The 22402-nt window shown below is 58.7% G+C and carries 15 protein-coding genes; 9 read left to right on the plus strand and 6 right to left on the minus strand.

Annotated features, from left to right (window positions below; genetic code table 11):
* Nucleotides 1-52: 52 nt before the first annotated feature.
* Nucleotides 53-637 carry a DUF4334 domain-containing protein gene (locus ACFSE1_RS13630; protein WP_377402298.1) on the minus strand — a complete coding sequence of 195 codons (585 nt, stop codon included), beginning with the start codon at nucleotides 635-637 and terminating at the stop codon, nucleotides 53-55.
* 102 nt (nucleotides 638-739) lie between these two features.
* Here ACFSE1_RS13630 and ACFSE1_RS13635 point away from each other — a divergent pair, with 102 nt between their 5' ends.
* The 7 genes from ACFSE1_RS13635 (at nucleotide 740) to ACFSE1_RS13665 (ending at nucleotide 9014) form a co-directional block, all read left to right on the plus strand.
* Nucleotides 740-1528 (plus strand): SDR family oxidoreductase, encoded by a 789-nt coding sequence (locus ACFSE1_RS13635; RefSeq protein WP_377402301.1) that lies wholly within the window; start codon nucleotides 740-742, stop codon nucleotides 1526-1528.
* 183 nt (nucleotides 1529-1711) lie between these two features.
* Nucleotides 1712-2995: an efflux RND transporter periplasmic adaptor subunit gene (locus tag ACFSE1_RS13640; protein ID WP_377402304.1), complete on the plus strand. Its 1284-nt coding sequence runs from the start codon at nucleotides 1712-1714 to the stop codon at nucleotides 2993-2995.
* Complete coding sequence (locus tag ACFSE1_RS13645) at nucleotides 2992-6120, plus strand: efflux RND transporter permease subunit (protein WP_377402307.1); 3129 nt, start codon at nucleotides 2992-2994, stop codon at nucleotides 6118-6120. The genes ACFSE1_RS13640 and ACFSE1_RS13645 overlap by 4 nt, the downstream gene beginning before the upstream one ends.
* Nucleotides 6121-6291: 171 nt before the next feature.
* Complete coding sequence (locus ACFSE1_RS13650) at nucleotides 6292-7587, plus strand: Hsp70 family protein (RefSeq protein WP_377402310.1); 1296 nt, start codon at nucleotides 6292-6294, stop codon at nucleotides 7585-7587.
* Between the two features lie 45 nt (nucleotides 7588-7632).
* Nucleotides 7633-8511 (plus strand): uracil-DNA glycosylase, encoded by an 879-nt coding sequence (locus tag ACFSE1_RS13655; RefSeq protein ID WP_377402313.1) that lies wholly within the window; start codon nucleotides 7633-7635, stop codon nucleotides 8509-8511.
* 138 nt (nucleotides 8512-8649) lie between these two features.
* The gene (locus ACFSE1_RS13660; protein ID WP_377402316.1) at nucleotides 8650-8841 is read left to right on the plus strand and encodes a hypothetical protein; all 192 of its coding nucleotides are present in this window, start codon (nucleotides 8650-8652) and stop codon (nucleotides 8839-8841) included.
* A gap of 26 nt (nucleotides 8842-8867) precedes the next feature.
* Nucleotides 8868-9014 (plus strand): hypothetical protein, encoded by a 147-nt coding sequence (locus ACFSE1_RS13665; RefSeq protein ID WP_377402319.1) that lies wholly within the window; start codon nucleotides 8868-8870, stop codon nucleotides 9012-9014.
* Between the two features lie 55 nt (nucleotides 9015-9069).
* Here ACFSE1_RS13665 and ACFSE1_RS13670 read toward each other — a convergent pair whose 3' ends face one another.
* Nucleotides 9070-10008, minus strand: coding sequence for a DMT family transporter (locus tag ACFSE1_RS13670; protein ID WP_377402322.1), 939 nt, complete (start codon nucleotides 10006-10008; stop codon nucleotides 9070-9072).
* A 294-nt stretch (nucleotides 10009-10302) separates the two neighbouring features.
* On the opposite strand from ACFSE1_RS13670, the gene pepN reads away from it, so the two are divergent.
* Complete coding sequence (gene pepN / locus ACFSE1_RS13675; RefSeq protein WP_377402325.1) at nucleotides 10303-12954, plus strand: aminopeptidase N; 2652 nt, start codon at nucleotides 10303-10305, stop codon at nucleotides 12952-12954.
* Between the two features lie 172 nt (nucleotides 12955-13126).
* Nucleotides 13127-15478, plus strand: coding sequence for a PAS domain-containing sensor histidine kinase (locus ACFSE1_RS13680; protein WP_377402328.1), 2352 nt, complete (start codon nucleotides 13127-13129; stop codon nucleotides 15476-15478).
* Here ACFSE1_RS13680 and ACFSE1_RS13685 read toward each other — a convergent pair.
* From ACFSE1_RS13685 to ACFSE1_RS13700, 4 genes are all read right to left on the minus strand, one after another.
* Nucleotides 15411-18386 carry a bifunctional [glutamine synthetase] adenylyltransferase/[glutamine synthetase]-adenylyl-L-tyrosine phosphorylase gene (locus ACFSE1_RS13685; RefSeq protein ID WP_377402776.1) on the minus strand — a complete coding sequence of 992 codons (2976 nt, stop codon included), beginning with the start codon at nucleotides 18384-18386 and terminating at the stop codon, nucleotides 15411-15413. The two genes, ACFSE1_RS13680 and ACFSE1_RS13685, sit on opposite strands and share 68 nt — an antisense overlap.
* 79 nt (nucleotides 18387-18465) lie before the next feature.
* Entirely contained in the window at nucleotides 18466-19875 is a 1410-nt protein-coding gene (locus tag ACFSE1_RS13690; RefSeq protein ID WP_377402331.1) for a sensor histidine kinase, read from the minus strand.
* 8 nt (nucleotides 19876-19883) lie between these two features.
* Nucleotides 19884-20573 carry a response regulator transcription factor gene (locus tag ACFSE1_RS13695; RefSeq protein WP_377402779.1) on the minus strand — a complete coding sequence of 230 codons (690 nt, stop codon included), beginning with the start codon at nucleotides 20571-20573 and terminating at the stop codon, nucleotides 19884-19886.
* Nucleotides 20574-20732: 159 nt separating this feature from the next.
* Entirely contained in the window at nucleotides 20733-22292 is a 1560-nt protein-coding gene (locus ACFSE1_RS13700; RefSeq protein WP_377402334.1) for a Do family serine endopeptidase, read from the minus strand.
* Nucleotides 22293-22402 lie beyond the last annotated feature (110 nt).

A 22402-nucleotide genomic window follows, 5' to 3' on the forward strand; every position in this document is an offset into this window, starting at 1 on the left:
TCGCGGCACAATAAATGACGCTTACGTACACGTCAATCGATTGGACTGTCAGTTACTCGCCAGTGCTTGCGGATTGAGCAGCCCCGGCAGCGTTTATCTCGGTCGATCGCTGCAGAAGAAAAACGTAGTGCCGCGGGTCTCCCTTGATATCCATGACACCGATCAATTGATCATCATCAACCCGTCGAAAGTGGTCGACGATTGGCTGCGCATCATAGGTCATGGCTGCGCTTTCGATGCCCTGGAAGCTGGCCATTCCGACAGAGGCAACAGTTCCTCTCGCCCATAAGGCTTTGAGCGCGTAGGAAAAAAGATTGCGGAACCACTGCCGCTTTGCCAGCCCGCTGAATTGCAATGCAAGGCTGATCGGAATGCGGGCCGGATCAAGTGGAACAAGTCTCCGGCTTCCGGTGCTGAAAACAAGTGCGTCGGCTCGTCGGTCCGCGTGGAAGCGCTTGCCATACCAGCCAAGACTTTCCAGCGCGCCATCAAGGGGATGCCCCGTGGCAATCGTGCTTCCTTTCCACAGGCCGATCAGCTCTGGCGGAGATATAGGCTGCAACTGTGTGAAGAAAGCGATCGCCTCTGCTTCACTGTCAAAATGGGGAAAATCCTGCATGGGGCAGATATAGAGCATCGCAGCCTGCGCACAATGCCTTCACGCAGCGCCTTGTCCCTCTTTCACGGTCTGTGTGACGCGCTATAACGTCCCGGGTGAGGAAATAGGAAAGGAATACCCATGGATCTCGGCATTTCCGGCAAGCGTGCTTTGGTGCTGGCCTCTTCGCGAGGATTGGGACTGGGCATTGCGACAGCGCTCGCACAGGAGGGCGTCCATGTTCTTCTGTGCGGCAGAAGCGGCGACCGTCTGGCGGAAAACTGCAAGGCCATCAATGCCGCGGGCAAAGGCAAGGCCGACTGGGTCTGGGCAGATCTGGCAGAGGAGGATGCCGTGACCTTGCTCCTGAAGGCTGCAGAAGAAAAACTGGGCGGGATCGATATTCTCGTCAACAATACAGGCGGCCCGACACCCGGAACATCCGAGGATATGACGGTGCAGAAGCTTGAAACCTATTTCCAGAGCATGGTCCTGCGCGTCATTGCGCTTACCAATGCCGTGCTGCCTGCCATGAAGGCGCAAGGCTGGGGCCGCATCCTGACGGTTGCCTCCTCCGGCGTTATCGAGCCGATTCCCAATCTGGCCCTTTCCAACACGCTGCGCGGTGCGCTGGTTGGCTGGAACAAGACGCTCGCAACGGAAGTCGCATCGCACGGCATCACCGCCAATATGATCCTGCCGGGACGCATCCATACCGACCGCATTGACGAACTGGACGGCGCCAATGCCAAGCGCCAGGGCAAGTCGCTGGAGGAGGTTCGCAAGGCCTCAATTGCCTCGATTCCGGCTGGGCGGCTGGGCACTGTCGAAGAGTTCGGCGCCGCTGGTGCCTTCCTCTGCTCCCATGCTGCGGCCTATGTCACAGGCACCATGCTCCGGGTAGACGGCGGTGCGGCAAAATCGCTGTAACAAAGCCGAAACCTGCCTCTTCTGCGCGAAGTGTTAATACCACTTCGCGCACTCACTATAAAAGACAGGACCTTACGGAAGTTTAAGGTGCTTTTTCTTCGTTGAAGGCGTTCTGTTCATGACGTTGCTTTGCTGCAACGCAGCAGACTCCGCTGTTTTTCAGCCTCCAGCGCGGATTAGCCCATGAACAAGTTTTGGTCCTTCCTCGGCATGCTGGCCATCGGTGCGGCAGGTGCCGTCTATTTTCGAGAAGAGCTTCCTCTCGCCGTCCGTCCGCCCTCCTGGCAACAGCTGAAACTGGCTGCCGGACTGTCTTCGGCAGCCTCTGCCGATCCCACGGCCATGAAAGGCGAGCATCAAGGGGCCGTGCCCCCGATTGACGGTCAGGGAAGGCGCAAGAGCGGCCCCACATCGGTCCGTACCCTCGCCGCCGCAACGGGCGCCTTACCCATGGACGTCGGCGCAACCGGCTGGGCGGAGCCCGCCGACATTACCACGATCGGGGCGCTGCAATCTGGTCCCGTTGTCGAAATTCTGGTGCAAGACGGACAGGAGGTGAAGAAGGGGGATGTGATCGCCCGACAGGATGATCGCAGTGCCCATGCGCTTGTCGCGAAGGATCAGGCAAACCTGACAAGCGATCATGCCGCGCTTTCGCTGGCCGAAGCTGCCCTTCAACGTGCGCAGAACCTGCTCAAGCAGAATGTTCAATCGGAACAGGGGTTCGAACAGGCAAAGGCAGCCCGCGATTCCGCTGCGGCCAAGGTAGAGGCGGACAAGGCGACGCTGACCGCCGACCAGATTGCGCTGGGCAATCTGGAACTCAAGGCCCCCTATGACGGGCGCCTCGGCAATATTGCGACCAGTCCGGGCGCATATCTGAGTGCGGGGGCAAGCGTCGTCACCATTACCCGCTACGACCCCATCTACGTGACCTTCCGCATGCCGCAGCGCTATCTGCCGCAATTGCAAAAGGGTCTCAAGGAGGGCGCTACAGCCGATGCCGACCTCTCTGCGACCGGAGGTGCCGCCGACCGGGGCAAGTTGTCCTTCTTTGACAATAGCGTCGATCAAGCCTCAGGCACGGTTCTGGCAAAAGCGGAGTTCGAGAACGGAAAAGCCCTTCTGTGGCCAGGTGAAAGCCTGAATATAACAGTGCATTTCATGCCCGATGAGCGCTCATTGATTGTGCCCACCGTTGCTGTGCGCCAGGGGGCGGACGGTCCCTTCGTCTATACCGTCGATGCGGATAGCAAGGTTCACGCCACCAAGGTTGCCGTTGGACGCTCCAATGGCGATCAGACGGCTATCGCATCCGGTCTATCGGAAGGCCAACATGTGGTGGTGGAAGGTCAGGTGCAACTGGCCGACGGCCAGACAATTGTGGAGCAGTTCGCAGGCGGCCAGACGGCCAGAAAGACAGGCGAGACGGAACAGGCTTCGCTGGCTGGGAGCGTGATACGATGATACCGGCCTTCTGCATCAACAGACCTGTTGCAACCACGCTCCTCGCCATCGGTCTGGTTCTGGCCGGCTTGGCCGGGTACAAACAGCTGCCGGTCGCAGCCCTGCCGCACGTGGATTTTCCCACGATCAATGTGTCGGCCTCACTTTCGGGTGCCTCTCCGGAAACCATGGCAACATCGGTCGCCACCCCGCTGATCAAGCAGTTCGAAACGATCCCCGGCATCAGCGAAATCAGCGCCTCAAACTCGCTTGGCAACACATCCATCGTTCTGCAGTTCGATCTTAACCGCAATATCGATGCGGCGGCGGCGGATGTTCAGGCCGCAATTTCCCACGCGACACGCCAATTGCCCGGCAACATGAGCACACCGCCGAGCTATCGCAAAACCAATCCCGCAGACGCGCCAATCCTGCTGCTCACAATCAACTCCGATGAGCTTCCGCGCTCCAAGGTGGACGAGATCGCGCAGAATGTCGTCTCGCCCTTGCTCTCCACCCTGTCCGGCGTTGCGGAAGTCGGTGTCTATGGTGCGCAAACCTATGCCGTGCGCGTGGAACTGGACCCAGCCAAGCTGCAAGCGCGCGGCCTGGGCGTGGATACGGTGGCCTCCGCCATCGCGGGAGCCAACAGCCAGACGCCCGTTGGCACGTTGCAAAGCGCAAAGCAGCAGCTCACCATCGACGCGAAGACGCAACGCACCAATGCAGATGAATTTCGCTCGCTCGTGATCGCCACAAGAAACGGCGCTCCCATCCACCTGGGCGATGTGGCCAATGTTCAGGATAGTATCGCCAACCTGAATGCCGGCAGCTGGTATGATACAAAGCAGGCCATCATCCTGGCCGTCCAGCGCCAGCCCGATGCAAACACCGTGGATGTCGTCAACGCAATAAAGGCAAAGCTTCCAGCCTTGCAGGCGCAGCTTCCACCCTCCGTTCATCTGAATGTGATGAACGACGCATCAGTTTCGATCAAGGACGCCATATCGGACGTCCAGTTCACGCTCTTCCTCACAATTGCGCTCGTCGTTCTCGTCATCTACCTCTTCACCGGCCATCTCACCGCAACTCTTATTCCAGCGCTCGCCGTGCCGCTTTCATTGATTGCGACGTTCGGGGGCATGTATGTGCTGGGCTACAGCATCGATAACATCTCGCTCCTTGGCCTCACCCTGTCGGTCGGCCTTGTGGTCGACGATGCCATTGTCATGCTGGAGAATATTCTGCGCCTCTCGGAAGAGGGCCTGCCCATGCGTGAGGCAGCGCTCAAGGGTGCGGCGGAGGTTAGCTATACGATCCTGTCCATGTCGATTTCGCTCGTGGCAGTCTTCATTCCGATCCTGCTCATGGGCGGTGTGGTCGGAAGGCTGTTCAACGAGTTCGGCATGGTCGTTACCATGGCCATCATGGCCTCGGCGCTGGTGTCCTTGACAGTAACGCCTATGCTGGGCTCGCGCCTGCCCCAGCATTCGGGTCGCCCACCCTTCATAATCCGTTGGTTTGAGGCAGGGTTCGAAAAGACATTGCGCGCTTATGACCGGTCGGTCTCCTGGTGTCTTCGCCATCGCGGCACCGTCATGCTGGCCTTCATCGGCAGCGTCGTCGCCTCCGGCTGGCTCTTCCAAACCCTGCCTTCAAGCTTCTTCCCGCAGGAGGATATAGGGCGTCTTTCCATGTCTACGCGGGCTCGGGAAGACATTTCCTTTCAATCGATGCAAGCGCTTCAGGCACAGGTCGCCGATATCGTTCGCCAGAACCCAGCGGTCGCGCATGTTACCTCCATCGTCGGCGGCAGTTCACGCAGTCCACTCAACAACGGCACGATGTTTGTCGAGTTGAAACCGAAGGAGCAACGTCCTCCGCTGGCAGAAACGCTCAACCAACTCCGGCAGGAGACCTCCAAGGTGGCTGGATTGAAGACCTATGTCATGCCACAGCAAAGCTTGCGCTTTGGCGGACGTTCCACCGCCAGCCAATATCAATTGGTGGTCCAGGCTCTGAACGCCGCCGCGACAAATGAATGGGCCGCGAAGATGATGGCGGCCATGCGGCAGGACCGCATGTTCACCGATCTTGCAACGGATGCGCAAAACGGCGCGATTGCCGCCAATATTCACATCGATACGGACAAGGCAGCGGCTTTCGGCATTAGCAACGATCAATTGCGCAAGACACTGGAAATGGCATTCGGCGGTTACACTGCTGCACAAATTCAGTCCACCGGCGATAGCTATGACGTTATTGTCGAGTTCGATCAGTCTCGTCCTTACGACGATGAATTCCTGAGAGACATCAACATTCTCTCTCCGCAAACGAACGCGCTTGTTCCGCTGTCGAACTTCGCCACTGTCGTACGCTCGTCTGCACCGGTGGCAATCAACCAAACCGGCCAGCTTGTATCGACGACGATATCGTTCAACCTTCCAGATGGCGTCGCGCTTTCGGAAGCAACGGCCCGGATTGACCAGATCAAGAAGACAATCGATATGCCGAGCGATGTCTTCACCTCCTATGGTGGTACAGCAGCCATCTTCCAGCAGAGCCAGGGCAATACCGGCTTGCTGATCCTCGCTGCCGTTCTCACAATTTATGTAGTCTTGGGCGTTCTATACGAAAGCTTCATCCATCCGTTGACGATCCTCTCCGGTCTGCCAGCGGCAGCATTCGGTGCGCTGATTGCATTGAAGGTGATGAACTTCGACCTTTCGGTCATCGCCCTTATCGGCCTGTTGATGCTGATCGGCATCGTCAAGAAGAACGCCATCATGATGATTGACGTGGCCGTGGAATTGATCCGCGATCACGGCGAAAGCGCACCGAAGGCTATTCACGAAGCCTGCGTCCGACGTTTCCGACCCATCATGATGACGACGTTTTGCGCCCTGCTCGGTGCTCTTCCCATTGCGCTTGGTTCGGGGGCAAGCTCAGAACTTCGCCAACCTCTTGGCATTGCCGTCGTCGGCGGTCTTGTCGTTTCCCAATTGCTTACGCTTTTCATCACCCCGGTCATTTTCGTCGAAATGGATCGGGCAGGCAAAGCACTTGGCCGTCTCTTCAGGCGTAACAAGCGCGAAGAAGCCGCAAATACGGCCTTTCATCCACCGTCACAGGCTGCGGCGGAGTAAATCGCAAGACAGCCATGCCAAAAGGGGCGGACGATTGTTCGCCCCTTTCTCTTGCCAAAACGAGGCTCCTGTGCGATCAGCCCGCCTCCTGTTTCGAAGGTCCAGCACGCCTGCGGACTTTGCCGGATGCCCAGCATCCGCTCTCAATCATAGACAGAAAGGATTGCGGCCATGGCACGCGCGCTCGGGCTCGATTTCGGCACGACCAACACCGTTCTTGCTTTGAAGGATGCGGGAGCGAATGGCACGCATTCGGTTCCCTTTGTCAGCAGCGCGGGTGAAGCAGACAGCATGCGAACCGCCCTCTCCTTCATGAAGGACAAGGCGCTGGGTGCGCAGGCTCTCAAAGTGGAAGCCGGCCAGGCTGCGATCCGCATGTTCATCGATAATCCGGGCGATTGCCGCTTCCTGCAATCGATCAAGACCTTCGCTGCCAGCGCCGCCTTTCAGGCCACGCTTGTCTTTGCGCGCAAGCAGCAGTTCGAAGATCTCATGGAAATCTTCTTGCGCCGCCTCAAAGCCTATGCGGGTGATGCATGGCCCGAAAACATCTCACGGCTGATGGTGGGCAGACCGGTCCGGTTTGCTGGCGCCAATCCGAATGAGTCCTTGGCAATGGAGCGCTATCGCGCCGCGCTGGCGCGTTTTGATTTGCCGGAGGTCCGTTTCGTCTATGAGCCTGTGGCCGCAGCCTATTACTTCGCCCAATCGCTCACACGCGACGCCAATGTTCTGGTTGCGGATTTCGGTGGCGGCACGACGGACTACTCGCTCATTCGCTTTGAACGCCATGCCGGCCAATTGCGTGCCATCCCCATCGGCCACTCGGGTGTGGGCATTGCGGGCGATCATTTCGATTATCGCCTCATCGATAATCTGGTCTCGCCTGAAATCGGCAAGGGCAGCCATTTTCGAAGCTTCGATAAGGTGCTGGAGGTTCCAGCAGGTTATTACGCAAATTTCGGGCGCTGGAATCAGCTTTCCATCTTCAAGACGACCCGTGAATTCACTGATCTACAGTCCCTGGTTCGATCTGCCACCGAGCCGGACAAGCTGGAGCTTTTCATCGATCTCATCGAGCATGATGAAGGCTATCCGCTCTATCAGGCCATCTCCGCAACCAAGATGGCGCTCTCGAATGCCGAGGAAGCGGAATTTCATTTCGCACCTCTCGGCAGGGCAGGTCGGAAGATGGTGAAGCGGTCGGATTTCGAAAGCTGGATCTCAGACGATCTTGCCAGGATCGAAGGGGCTCTGGATGAGGTTCTGGAGACGACGAACACGTCGGCATCCGAGGTGGACAAGGTGTTCCTCACCGGTGGCACCTCTTTCGTGCCTGCCGTTCGCAATCTCTTCCTCAAGCGTTTCGGCGCGGAGCGGCTGGAAAGCGGCGGCGAGCTTCTGTCCATTGCGCATGGCCTGGCGCTGATTGGAGAAAGCTCCGACATTGAACAGTGGGTAGCCTAGGGTGATCGGCTTTATCCGCAGCCTGGGATCGGCTAAGGTAGAAGAATGACCTCAGCCCAGACACTCGCGCCTGCGGAGCTTGCTGCCCTTCTGCATTTCTATGCGGATGCCGGTTGCGACTGGCTGCTGGAAGAGCAGCCAGTCGATCGGATTGCCGAGTTTGCAGAACAGCGGGCAGCCCGCGCCTCCCAGGCCAAGCAACGCGAGCCACAGCAGGCGGGTTCAGGCTCGGCTCACCGATCCGTAAAGGCCAGCACTGACGGACAATCCTCCCAACCGGCCAATCGTGCGGTGTCATCTGCCACCGTTGCCATCCCGGATGCCGATGCTGTTGCTGCAGCAAGGCAGGCTGCTGCCGCCGCGCATTCCCTTGATGAGTTGCGAACTGCGCTGGAAAACTTCACCGGATGCAATCTCAAGAACGGTGCGCGCTCGACAGTCTTTCTATCTGGCAGTCCGGATTCCGGCATCATGGTTGTCGGACCCATGCCCTCCTCTGATTGCGATCGCGACGGCGCGCCTTTTGCCGGACGCGCAGGACAATTGCTGGATCGCATGCTCGCAGCAATCGATCTGGACCGGGAAAAGGTTCTTCTGACCAATATCGTCGCCTGGAGACCGCCAGGAAACCGGCCACCCTCCCCAGCGGAAATGGAAATCTGCCGCCCCTTTTTCGAGCGGCAGGTCGAACTGGTTCGACCCAAGCACATGTTGCTCCTTGGCAATTTCACCGCCCGCTTCTTCTTTGGCGAGGAACAATCCATTTTCGCGCTTCGCGGTGCGTTCCGTGAGGTAACGGTTGCAGGTGTCACGGCGCGAGCGATTGCAAGCCTTCACCCTCAGGATCTGCTTACTGCGCCTGCCAACAAGGCGCTGGCCTGGCAGGATCTTCTGGCCTTCCGGGCAGAGCTTCAGAAGAGCTGAACCCGTTCGTTACAAATTTATGAATCCAGCCATGCATAGTGCACATGGCAGAGCGGCTCTTGTCGCGGTTGAAATTTTTATGTTGCAGTGCAATATTATCACCGTGTCTTGGGAGGAACCACATTAGGAACCAAGGCCATGAGCACTCGCATTCGCCCAATTCATTCCGGTTTCGAGACGTTGCGTCTTGCTGGCCTGTCACCGCGCTCGACTGCGGGCTATCACAGCTTCAGCACGGTCACGAACGAGCAGCTGACAGCGCGTGCCTATGCCCGCCGTGGGATCCTGACCCGCCCCACCACGATTTTCGCGGATCTTCGCGAGCGCTGATCCTCGAGATCAGGAAGGAAATGATGATGAAGCAGCAACTGCGCCGTTTTCGCGATAACATCGCCGCCATATCCACTGCAGTCCGCGCCAGCAGCGAGTATACCCGCGCCGCAGCGCGTGCCGATGGCCAGGAATCGAAGGCAAGATCAAGCCTGTCCGGTATCCCGATCTGAAATAGATCGCGCAAAAATGCATCAGCATTTTGCGTTCAGACTGCAATAGTCCCTTTCATGCAGGCGGCGAGGAAGCTTTCCTCGCCGCTTTGCGTTCCAGGCCCAGCCTGTGCTCGCGATAGATAATGAAAATCCCGGCAGAGACAGTGATTGCCGTGCCCAACAGCATTTGCCAGGTCGGCACATCGCCAAACAGAAAGTAGGCGATGATGATTCCGAGAATGATCGAGGAATAATCAAAGGGGGCAACGGTCGAGACGTCCGCCCAACGGTAGCTTTCCGTCAGAAAAATCTGGCCCAGACCGCCACAAATACCTGCCCCCACCAGAATCAGTTTGGTTTCCCAGTCCAAGCTCGTCCAGCCAAAGGGCAGACTGAGGAGAGAAAAGGCGGATGAGGTGAGAGAAAAATAGAGAACAATGGTGAAGGTCCGCTCGGTCCGCACCAGTTGGCGCGTCTGCACCATCGCAAGACCGCCAATCACAGCCGATAGCAGAACTGCGATGGCGCCTGTCGCCTCATTGGAGGCCATGCCACCATGTTCGAACATTGTCAGCTTCGGCCAGGATATGATCAACACGCCGATGATGCCAACCGCAACCGCCGTCCACCGATAGAAGCGCACCCTTTCCCGCAGAATAAGAGCTGCAAATATCACGGCCATCAAAGGTGAAGCATATCCAATGGCAATTGCATCGGGCAGCGGCAGGTGGATCAACCCGAAGAAGCCGAGAGCCATGGCGGTCATGCCGAGAGTGCCGCGCTTGAGATGTCCGGTAAAGCTGTGCGTGTGGAAGGCGGTGATCAGTTCCTTTCGCATGGCCAGATAAGCAAAGATGGGAATCAGCGCGAAGAAGGAGCGGTAGAACGTGATTTGCCCTGCCGGAATACCATCTCCGGCTGACTTGATGCAGGTCTGCATTCCGAGAAAAACGATGACGGACAGGATCTTCATGGCGATCCCCCTCAGGGGATCCGGGGCTTCGGCACTCATCTGGAACTCACGGTGGCATCAATAGCGGGCGGCAGAGGATTCGAAATCGGAAGAAGTGCCCTAGCTTAGTCGAAGTTCCAAAGTTTATGCATCACGAATTTTGCTGGATTCATCAATACTTAAGCTGCAAAAGCGCCACGCGCTTTCGAATTGTTAATCAAACCAATCGCGCAGCGCGTTTGAGTGTGCTTATTTGGAACCGCTTTAACAATCGTTCAGTTTTGGGTGCAATAGTGCCCGCGACTGAGTAAGTAAAGTTCATAACCGTTCGGCAATTCCATATCAGGAAAGATCATGCGTACAGACACGGGTCAGATTGTGCATCTGGCAGATTACCGCCCCACTGACTTCGTATTGGAACGCGTAGACCTTACATTCGAATTAGACCCACGGGCGACTCGACTGGAATCGCGCCTCATCTTCCACCGCCGTGAAGGTGTCGATGCCAAGGCCCCGCTTGTGCTGGATGGCGACGAGCTGACGCTGACGGAACTGCGTCTGGATCAAAACGAACTGCCTGCCGGACAATATGATTTGTCGCCAAGCAGTCTTGTGATCCGCGATCTCCCGGAAACCGCACCTTTCGAGGTCACGGTGATCACCACCATCAATCCGGAAGAGAATACCCAATTGATGGGTCTCTACCGCACGAATGGCGTCTATTGCACGCAATGCGAGGCGGAAGGCTTCCGCCGCATTACCTATTTCCCTGATCGGCCTGATGTGCTGGCCCCGTTTACGGTCACCATCATTGCAGACAAGGCGGCCAATCCGGTTCTCCTGTCCAATGGCAATTTCCTGGGAGGCGGGAACTACGATGAGGGCCGGCACTTTGCCGCCTGGTTCGATCCCTTCCCCAAGCCCAGCTATCTGTTTGCTCTGGTTGCAGGCGATCTTGGCGTCGTCGAAGATACCTTCACGACCATGTCGGATCGCGAGGTCAAGCTGAAGATCTACGTGGAACACGGAAAGGAAGCCCGCGCATCCTATGCGATGGATGCCCTGAAGCGTTCCATGAAGTGGGATGAAGAGGTGTTCGGTCGTGAATACGATCTGGATATCTTCATGATCGTCGCCGTGTCGGACTTCAACATGGGCGCCATGGAGAACAAGGGCCTCAACGTCTTCAATGACAAATACGTGCTGGCCGATCCAGAGACGGCAACGGATCAGGATTATGCCAATATCGAGGCGATCATCGCCCATGAATATTTCCACAACTGGACGGGCAATCGCATCACCTGCCGCGATTGGTTCCAGCTTTGCCTGAAGGAAGGCCTCACGGTCTTCAGGGATCACGAATTCTCCGCCGATCAGCGTTCACGCTCGGTCAAGCGCATTGCCGAAGTGCGTCACCTGAAGGCAGAGCAGTTCCCGGAAGATAGCGGCCCGCTGGCGCATCCGGTTCGCCCAACCACGTACCGCGAGATCAACAACTTCTACACCACCACTGTTTACGAGAAGGGGTCGGAAGTCACGCGGATGATTGCCACCATCTTGGGCCGCGATGGCTTCAAGAAGGGCATGGATCTCTATTTCGAGCGCCATGACGGGGACGCGGCAACCGTCGAAGATTTCGTCAAATCGTTCGAGGATGCCAACGGCCGGGATCTCAGCCAGTTTTCGCTATGGTATCATCAGGCAGGCACGCCGCTGGTCACCGCTTCGACCAGCTATGATGCTGCCGCAAAGACGTTCGAGCTTTCCCTGGAGCAGGCCATTCCCGCCACACCTGGACAGCCGAACAAGCAGCCGATGCATATTCCCCTATCCTTCGCACTGATTGCGGATAATGGATCGCTTGTGAACGCGGCCTCCGTTTCTGGCGGCGAAGTCACGGGAGACGTTCTGCATCTCACCGAACGGCAGCAGAGCTTCACCTTCTCCGGCGTGGGGTCGCGTCCGGTCCTGTCCCTCAACCGCAGCTTCTCGGCGCCGATCAATCTGGATTTCAAGCAAAGCGCTGATGATCTGGTACAGATCGCCCGCCATGATACGGATCTTTTCGCCCGCTGGCAGGCACTGACGGATCTTGCCTTGCCGAACCTCCTTCAGGCTGCACGCGACGCCCGCGAAGGCAAGGAAACCGTCTGCGAAAAAGCCTTCATCAACGCCTTGCTGGAGGCGGCAGCCGATGAAACGCTCGAACCGGCATTCCGGGCACAGGCACTGGCTCTGCCGAGCGAGAACGATGTGGCGCGGGAACTTGGCGGCAATAACGATCCGGACGCCATCCATTCTGGCCGACAGGCAATCCTGAAGCAGATTGCCAAGGCGGGTGCCGAGGTCTTCGGCAAGCTGTTCGAGAGCATGAAGACGCAAGGCACCTTCACTCCCGATGCCGCAAGCGCCGGAAAGCGTGCATTGCGAAACAGCGCTCTCGGCTATCTTGCCCTGCTGGACGGCGGTGCAGAGCGTGCTGCAAGCGCCTTTGCCGCAGCCGACAATATGACGGACATGGTGCACGCCCTCACCGTGCTTGCTCACCGCTTCCCAGACGATGCCAAGACGGCAGAGGCGCTCGGCGCGTTCCTCAAACGCTTTGAGGCCAATGCGCTGGTGCTGGATAAATGGTTCGCCATCCAGGCCACCATTCCGGGCGCATCCGCACTGTCGCGAGTCAAGGCACTTCTCGAAGATCCGCATTATGCTCCGAACAACCCGAACCGGGTGCGGTCGCTGGTTGGCTCCTTCGCCTTTGCCAATCCTACCGGCTTCCATCGGGCCGATGGAGAGGGCTATCGCTTCCTTGCCAGCCAGATCATCGGCATCGATCCGCGCAATCCCCAGCTTGCGGCCCGCATACTCACCTCCATGCGGTCGTGGCGTTCCATGGAATCGGTCCGCGCCAATCACGCCCGCTCCGCCCTGGTCGAGATTGAACGCACGCCGTCGCTTTCTACAGATGTTCGCGATCTCATCGAGCGAATGCTGAAGGACCAGTAATCGCAGTCTGCGAGCATTGTACCGATCTGCATCTGGCGGGCCCCTCGGGTCCGCCATTTTATTAGGTTAAACTTTTATTAATCCGTCCTCTGGACAAGGCGAATCCGCGATGATTCACTGCCCTCAGATCGCAAGGTGATTTGCGAATCATTCACGAGGGATCAACGGAACCATGGCGGACGTGCAGCGGGGAACCGCGGCCGAAGGACGGCTGTTTGTCAGGCTCAGGGACCGCGTACTGCCGGGGAGCCTGTCCGTGGCAGTACGCGTCCTTGGGGCCAAACGCCGCGTCCGGCGTTTGCCAAGCGCAGAGCTTTGGTTGAAACGGGCCATTCCCATCCTCATCCTTGCTTTTCTGGCCGTTATCGCGACCTCCCGCTTGATGGGCTTGGTGTCTGAGCGGGCACGCATGGAAGAGGATGCCCGCCAGACGACTGCCCTTTTGGCCTCGCTCGGCACATCGGCTTTCGATGGGCGTCAGGACGTATTTCAGAAGGCGGAGCGATCCGCAGGCGAGACGCGTCTTGCGCAGTCTGTCCCGAACATCTCGCAGGATGCATTCGTTCTGCTGGTCGATGGCGAAGGGCGTATTTTCGGCGCAAGCTCCAGCGCATCGGAGTTCATTGGTGCCCGTTTCGATGCCGTCCTGCCAGAGATGGTTGCGGTGCGACGTTTCAGTGATGGCAACGGGATCATTGAAACCACCTTTGAAGGCGTTCCCCATTATGCGGCGATCCGCAGCATAGGCGGCGGCCTTCTGGTCGCGGCCTATTCGTTGCAGGAAATAGAAAGCTACTGGCGCCAGCAGGTGTCGCTCAATGTCACGCTTTTCACCGGCATTTCATCGGTGATGCTGGTCATTCTCTATGCCTATTACATGCAGGCCAAGCGTGCCCGTGAAGCGGATGAGATCTTTCTTGAATCCAACATGCGTGTGGAGACGGCTCTGTCGCGCGGGCGCTGCGGCTTGTGGGATTTCGACCTGACGAACCGGAAACTGTTCTGGTCGCGGTCCATGTACGAAATGCTTGGACTTCCGCCGGGCAACAATGTCCTGTCCTTCAGCGAGGCTGCGCGGATGATGCATCCGGCGGATGGCAACCTGTTTGCCATGGCGCGTGCCGTCGGGCGTGGCAATGCCAAGCAGGTCGATCAGGTTTTCCGTATGCGCCACGCCAGCGGGCACTATGTCTGGATGCGGGCGCGTGCACAGGTGGTTCGCACAGCAGCGGGCCGAACACATGTCATCGGCATTGCGATGGATGTGACCGAGCAGCATCGTTTGGCACAGCGTTATGCGGAGGCCGACCAGCGGCTGGCCGATGCGATCGAATGCACGTCGGAAGCCTTCGTTCTGTGGGACAAGAACGACCGCCTCGTCATGTGTAATGCCCATTTCCAACAGGCCTATGGCCTGCCGGATAGCGTGCTTGTGCCGGGAACCGAGCGCAGCACTGTTCTGACAGCGGCATCGCGGCCCGTGGTCGAACGCCGGATTGCCGATCCCGATCAGAACGGCTTTTCGCGAACGATCGAAGTTCAGCTTGCCGATGAGCGCTGGCTACAGATCAATGAGCGCCGCACGCGCGATGGCGGTCTCGTTTCCGTCGGAACGGACATCACCCTGCTGAAACGCCATCAGGAGCGCTTGCGCGAATCCGAGCGCCGCCTCATGGCCACCATCGGCGATCTCTCCTCGTCGCAAAAGAAGCTCGAGCGTCAGAAGGCAGAGCTATCCATTGCCAATGCCAATTATCTCATGGAAAAGGATCGTGCCGAGGCAGCCAACAAGGCCAAGTCGGAATTCCTTGCCAATATGAGCCATGAGTTGCGCACTCCGCTCAATGCCATTCTGGGCTTTTCCGAAATCCTGCTCAATGGCATGTTCGGGCCGGTCGGCTCACCGAAATACAGCGAATATGCGCGTGATATTCATGAGAGCGGCAAGCACCTGTTGAACGTGATCAACGACATTCTGGATATGTCGAAGATCGAGGCAGGTCACATGAAGATCCATTGCGAGACAATCGATCTTGCGCCCCTCATCGAAGAAAGCCTGCGTCTCACCTCCATCCCGGCGCAGGAAAAATCCATCACCGTGAAGCAGCATATCACGCCCGACCTGACCATGATGGGGGATCGGCGCGCCATGAAGCAGATCCTGCTCAACCTCTTGTCCAATGCGGTCAAGTTTACAAACGCAGGTGGCCGCATCGAGCTGCGCGCGCGTGACACCGGCAAGGGGCTGCGTTTGACGATTGCCGATACCGGCATCGGCATTCCAAAATCGGCGATTGGCAAGATCGGCCAACCCTTCGAGCAGGTGCAGAGCCAGTATGCCAAGAGCAAGGGAGGCTCCGGCCTTGGCCTTGCCATATCGCGCTCGCTCGTCGGGCTGCACGGCGGCACCATGCGCATTCGCTCGCGCATGAATCATGGCACCGTCGTTGCTCTGTTCATCCCGACGAAGCCCGTCGAAGCGTCGCCTGAAACGCAGAACGGACAGACTTCGACAGCCGCTTGATATCCGCTTCCACCAGCTTCAAATTCGGCGCATCGGCAGCAACGCATAAGCGTTCTATCAGCCCTGCCGGTGCGTCCTTGGGCTCGAACTCGCTGCCCACGCAAAGGCGGATGATCTGCGAAAGCTCGGTATAGAAGCGCAATGCCCCCAGGCAGAGTTCGAGTTCGTCCTGCGTTAGAATCCCCTGCCCATAACGGCTCAACGCCTTGCCCGTGCCTGTGAGGCGCGGCTCCTGGCTCTCGGCATCGTCTGGCGCAAACGGAGCGATCAGGCGTGCAAACTGCGCCAGGAACTCAATGTCGATAAGACCTCCCGGCAAGAGCTTGAGATCCCAAAGGTCACGCGGCGGCTTTTCCTTCTCGATCAGACCTCGCATCTCGGCCACGTCGGCTGCAATCTTGGCCGTCTCACGTGGGCGCGAAAGAATAGCCTCCATCACCTGCTGGGCCTCGCTCATCAGGCTTTCATCGCCGCAGATGGGCCGCGCACGGCTCAAGGCCATATGCTCCCAGGTCCACGCCTCTTCCTCCTGATATTTGCGGAAGGCATTGATGCGCGTGGCCACCGGCCCCTTGTTGCCGGAAGGCCGCAAACGCAGATCGACCTCGAAGACGATCCCCTCGGCCGTCGGCGCAGATAGCGCCGCGATCAGGCGCTGCGTGATCCGGGTAAAGTAGCGCACGGCATCGATCGGCTTTTCCCCGTCCGATTCCAGCGCACCGTCCTCGTAATCATAGAGCAGGATGACATCGACATCAGAGCCAGCCGTCAGTTCGTGGCTGCCCAGCTTGCCCATTCCGATCACCGCAACCCTGCCCGCAGGAAAGTCGCCATGCACCTGTCGGATTTCCTGCTGCACGGCCTGCAGCGCCTGCGTGATGATCAGATCCGCAAGATGGGTGAATGCGCGGCCCGCCTTGATGCCATCGATCGCTCCGGTCAACAGCCGGATGCCGATGAGGAAGCGCTGCTCCGAGGCGAAGATGCGCAGGCGATCCAGCAGATCCTCGTAATGGCGTGCACCGCCCAGAAACACGCGAAGACGCTCTTCCAGATAGGCGCGCGTCGGCATTTCCGCCATCAGGCCAGGGTCCAGCATTCCGTCGAAAACATGGGGGCGCTGGGCAATAATATCCGCCAGTCGCGGGGCGGAAGACATAATGTTCACCACCAGGGTCAGCAGGTTTTGATTGTTTCCAAGCAAGGAAAACAACTGAATGCCTGCGGGCAGCGCCTTCAGAAACCCATCGAAGCGCAGCAATGCCTCGTCTGCCCGCTTGCTTCGTCCGAAAGCACTCAAGAGTTCCGGCATCAGTTCAGTCAGCCGCTCGCGCGCCTCAACCGATTGGGTGGCACGATAGCGGCCATAATGCCAGGTGCGAATGACGCGCGACATATCCGCCGGACGCTCGAAGCCCATCCGCGAAAGCGTGTTCAACGTCTCGGGGTCATCGTTCTGGCCGGTAAACACCAGGTTGCCATCGGCGGCAGAAAGCTTGGCCTCCTGCTCGAAAAGCCGCGCATAACGCTTTTCCACAATGCGCAGCACGGCTTCAAGGTGCTCGCTGAACGCCTTGGTGTCGTCAAAGCCCATCATGAAGGCAATGCGCTTCAGCTCCGTCTCGGTTTCCGGCAGTCGATGGGTCTGCTCGTCGCGCACCATCTGGATGCGATGCTCCACATCACGCAGGAACCAGTATGCATTGGTGAGTTCGGTTGCAATCTCGGGCTTGATCCACTGGGCTTGCGCCAGCGCCGCCAGCGCATCCTCGGTGCGGCGCGCGCGCAGCGGCGGCATGCGTCCGCCGGCGATCAATTGCTGCGTTTGCGCAAAGAATTCAATCTCGCGAATACCGCCGCGACCGAGCTTCACATCATGCCCTTTCACGGCAATGGCACCGTGGCCCTTATGGGCATGGATCTGGCGTTTGATGGAGTGAATATCGGCAATCGCCGCATAATCGAGATATTTCCGGAAAACGAACGGCACCAGCTGGCGCAGAAAATCCTCGCCCGCCTTCAGGTCGCCTGCCATTGGCCGGGCCTTGATGTAGGCCGCGCGTTCCCAGTTCTGGCCACGCCCTTCGTAATAGATGAGTGCTGCCTCAACCGAAACGGCCAGCGGCGTGGAACCGGGATCGGGCCGCAGTCTCAGGTCGGTGCGGAACACATAGCCGTCGCCCGTGCGTTCCTGCATCATGCGGATCAGTCGCCGCATCATGCGCCCGTAAATCTCGCTTGCCTCCAGCGGATCTGGCAGAACACCCGTCTCCACATCGTAGAAGACCACGAGATCGATATCGGAGGAATAATTGAGTTCCCCTGCTCCCAGCTTGCCCATGCCAAGCACGATCAAGCCGCAATCCCGGCTCGGGTCCGTGCGGTCAGCCAGCTTGAGCTTGCCTGACGTGTCTGCCGCCAGCAGCAGATGATCGATAGAAGCGGCAACCGCCGCATCGGCCAGACGCGTCAGCCAGGCCGTTGTCTGGCGGGCATCGTGCATTCGGGAAAGGTCGGCCAGCGCCAACAGCACGCTCACCTCACGCTTGGCAAGGCGAAGCGCCGCCATCACCTCCGCCTCGCTCGGCGTGGCCGTCTCTCCCGGCTGCCAGCTTTGCCGCGCGGTCGTGACGGCACGCTCCAGCAGCGTTTCAAGCGGCTCACGAAGCGCCTTGGCCAAAAGTGATGGCTGAATGGTCAGGCTTTCTTTCAGGAAAGGTGAAAGCGATAGCGCCGCGACCAGAAAATCCTTGAGCGGAGAAGCCTCCTTCAAGGCTTCTGCCACAAGCGGCTCCTGTTGGCCAATCTCCTTCAGCGCGGCCTGTGCGGCCTTGGCCTCCGTCTGGTTGAAGGGGCGCAAAGGGTTAGCGCGAAGATCCGCCAAAGATTCGAACTGCTCGGCCACGATAAGAACCTCCTCCGTTCCACCCATAGCGTGTAGCCTTGTTCGATCCTGATGTCAGCCCTTGCAAGGTCAGAAGGGAATCTCAGGCTGTCGGAAGCGGAAAGATCATCGTCACCGTCAGGCCGGGCATGGCATGGTTCTCGTCATGCGTCGCAGAAAGTTCCAGTCTCCCCCCGTGAAGCTCCATAACCGCCTCAACGAGCGAGAGACCCAAACCCGTTCCCGGCTTTGAGCGACTTTCATCCAGACGCACGAACCGCTTCACCACTTCGCCGCGCTTCTCTGCCGGCACGCCCGGGCCGTGATCGCAAACCGAAAGGCGCAGCTCTTCGCCCTGGCGTTTCAGGCGCACATAAACCGGCTCTCGGCCATCGGCCTCGGCGGAGTATTTGATGGCATTGTCCAGCAGATTGAAGATCGCTTGCCCGATCAGCTCCCTGTTGCCCTGCACCGTCAAACCGGGCTCGATCTCCATCTTGAGTGCGAGGCCGGCATCTTCGGCCACGGGCTCATAAAGTTCAGCGCAATCGGCAGAAATCGCGGAGATATCGACGGAAGACATTTCGGCGGCAATTGATCCCGCCTCGACGCGAGAAATCATCAGAAGCGCGTTGAAAGTGCGGATCAGCTGATCGGATTCACCGATGATTCCCTCAAGCGCGGTGCGCCGCACCTCTTCATCGTTTTCCTCAAGCGCATCGGCCGCCTTGTTTCTCAAACGGGTCAGCGGCGTCTTCAAGTCATGGGCAATATTGTCGGAGACCTGGCGCAGGCCCTCATTCAGCTTTTCAATGCGCTCCAGCATGGCATTCAGCGATTCCGACAGACGGTCGAACTCATCGCCTGCCAGTCCCACGGGCAAGCGCTGCGAAAGATCGCCCGCCATGATCTTCGTGCTGGCGGCAGACATCCGGTCGATGCGGCGCAGTGCGTTTCTGCCAATGCCAAACCAGATGACCAGCGCACCAAGCCCCATGATCGCCAGCGCCACCATCAGCGCACGGCGAACGATCCCCCGGAACCGTCCCGGCTCGCCCAGATCGCGCCCCACCATGACGCGCAGGCCATTATCCAGAAAAAACACATTGGCGGTTGCAACATGCTCGCGCTTCGGCCCCATTTCGGTAAAGGGCTCATAGCGGAAAGGCATCCGCGTCCAGCCTTCCTGATCCAGAACCCCCGGCTCGACGGAGGCCACATTGCCCGCCAGCATCTCGCCGGTCGGGCTTGCGATCACATAAAGATTGGCACCCGGCTGGCGTGCACGCCGCTCCATGGTTCGCAGAAGAAGGTTGATGCCGCCGCGCTCATAGGCCCCGCGCACATCGGAGGTTTCCTGGTTCAGGTTCTCGCGGACCTGCTGCGCCAGAATACGCTCGGACATGGCCGTGACATAGACCACGAGAAAGGCCGCGCAGAGCGAAAACAGAATGATGTATAGCGCGGACAGCCGAACGCTGGTGGACCGGAACAACAGGCGAAGACGGCTCATGGGCGGTGTCAGCCCTCGTCCTTGATCATGTAGCCCGCACCGCGAATGGTTTTCAGAAGCGGCCTGTCGAAATCCTTTTCGATCTTGGAGCGCAGGCGTGACACATGCACGTCAATCACATTGGTCTGCGGGTCGAAGTGGTAGTCCCATACGTTTTCCAGCAGCATGGTGCGCGTCACCACCTGACCGGCATTCTTCATGAGATATTCGAGCAGGCGAAATTCTCTCGGCTGCAGAAGAACTTCCTTCCCGCCACGGCGCACTTCATGGGAGAGGCGGTCAAGCTCCAGATCGCCAACGCGATAGATCATTTCCTGTTCGGGCGTGCCCTTGCGCCTGCCCAACACTTCCACGCGTGCAAGAAGCTCGCTGAAAGCGTAGGGTTTGGGAAGGTAGTCATCGCCTCCGGCGCGAAGCCCTGTCACCCGGTCATCCACCTGCCCAAGGGCGGAAAGGATCAGAACGGGCGTATTGATGCCACGCTTGCGCAGCTCGCTGATCACAGCCAGACCATCGCGGCGCGGCAGCATCCGGTCGATCACCATCACGTCGTAGCTGTTCTCGCTGCCCATGAAGAGCCCGCTTTCGCCATCGCTGGCATGGTCAGCCACAATCCCGGCCTCCTTGAAGGCCTTGGTCATATAGGCAGCAGCTTCCAGATCGTCTTCAATTACGAGAATCTTCATGTGGGCCACCATAGCCCCGTGACCCTGCTCGTTGGAAGTGCTTTCAGCTGTTACATCCTGGGTGTGGATATCTGCTTGCATGGGCGTGTCCTTCTTAAAAAAGAAGGCGTCGGGACCAGGGTTCACGACCCTGGCTGCCCCGACGCCCGATACCGCAATCGGTGGCAGCGATCAGCCCTGGTTGATCGGCAGTGCGAGGAAGCGGCTACCGCTCTGCGATTCCACCTGGAAGAGCGCGCGGGTGCGTCCATCCTTCCGGGCCGTCTCAATCGCCTTGCTGATGTCGGCAGCCGTATTGACCTGCTGGTTGTTCACGGAGGTGATCTTCTCACCTTCGCGCAAGCCCTTGGCCGCGGCTTCCGAGTCAGGATCGACATCCGTGACGGAGACGCCCTTGCCGTCATCGGAAGGCGCAACCGTGATGCCGAGGCTTGCCAATGCCTTTTCACTGGAAGGCTGGCTCTGCTCCTGGCTCTGTCTGGTGTCGCCCTTGTTGGCCTCATCGCTTGCAAGGTTGCCGAGCGTCACTTCGACAGATTGCGCCTTGCCATTGCGCCAGATTGAAACGTCGATCTTCTTGTTCGGGCCGATGGCCGCAACCTTCTTCGCAAGGTCACGCGCATCCTTGATCGGATCGCCGTTGACGGCGGTAATCACGTCGCCCTGCTTGATACCGGCCTTGGCACCCGGAGAATTGTCCTGCGGGGCAACGACCAGCGCACCCTTGGCTTCAGAAAGCCCGAGCGATTCGGCAATGTCCTGCGTAACCGGCTGAATCTGCACGCCCAGCCAGCCGCGCTCCACCTTGCCGCTCTTCATCAGCTCGGCCACCACATCCTTGGCGGTGGAAGCCGGGATGGCGAAGGCGATCCCGACACTACCGCCGGAAGGCGAGAAGATCGCGGTGTTGATGCCCACCACTTCGCCGCTCTGGTTGAAGGTCGGGCCACCGGAGTTACCGCGGTTGACGGGCGCATCGATCTGGATGAAATCGTCGTAAGGGCCGCTGCCGATGTCACGGCCACGGGCTGACACGATACCGGCCGTCACCGTTCCGCCAAGTCCGAAGGGGTTCCCGACAGCCACCACCCAGTCGCCAACGCGGATCTTGCTGTCATCGGCAAACTTCACATACTGGAACTTGCGCTTGGCATCGACCTTCAGCACGGCAAGGTCCGTGCGGCTGTCCTTGCCCACCAGCTTGGCATCCAGCTCGGTGCCGTCGTTCATCACAACCGTGTAGGCAGAGCCGTCCGCGACGACGTGGTTATTGGTTACCAGATAGCCGTCTTCGGAGATGAAGAAGCCGGAACCCTGCGCCACCGGGCGCATGAAGTGCTGGCGATTTCCATTCCGGTTTCCGCGTTCGGCGTGATCCTGGTTGCGACCGTTCGGCATCTGTCCGCCGAACTCCTTGAAGAAGCGCTTCAGCGGGTGGTCGTCGGGAAGATCGTCAAAACCGCGACCGCCAAAGTTGAAGGAGAAGCCGTTGCTGGCATCGTCGGAGGCGGCAGTTGCATCGGATTTGACGCGAACCGAAACGACGGCGGGCGAAACGGCCGAAACGATATCCGCAAAGCTTGGGACCTGCGGAGAGTTGACCGTCACAGGCTCGGCAAAGCTTTCGTAAACCTGGGCCGGAATCCCGGTTGAAAGCATGACAGCCGCAAGGCCCGCAACAGTCGTGCCCTTGAGAATTGTCTTCAAGGAAGGGCGTCCGATCTTGCTCATGGTCGATACCTTTTCATTCATTCAGCGGAAGCCGGAAGTCCGGCGGTGAGTTGATGAATGAAGATATAGGGAGTGAGACCTTAACTGCACCTGTCCGCGGGGTGAAATGT

Origin of the sequence: Affinirhizobium helianthi (assembly GCF_042680945.1) — a bacterium.
GTDB lineage: Bacteria > Pseudomonadota > Alphaproteobacteria > Rhizobiales > Rhizobiaceae > Neorhizobium > Neorhizobium helianthi.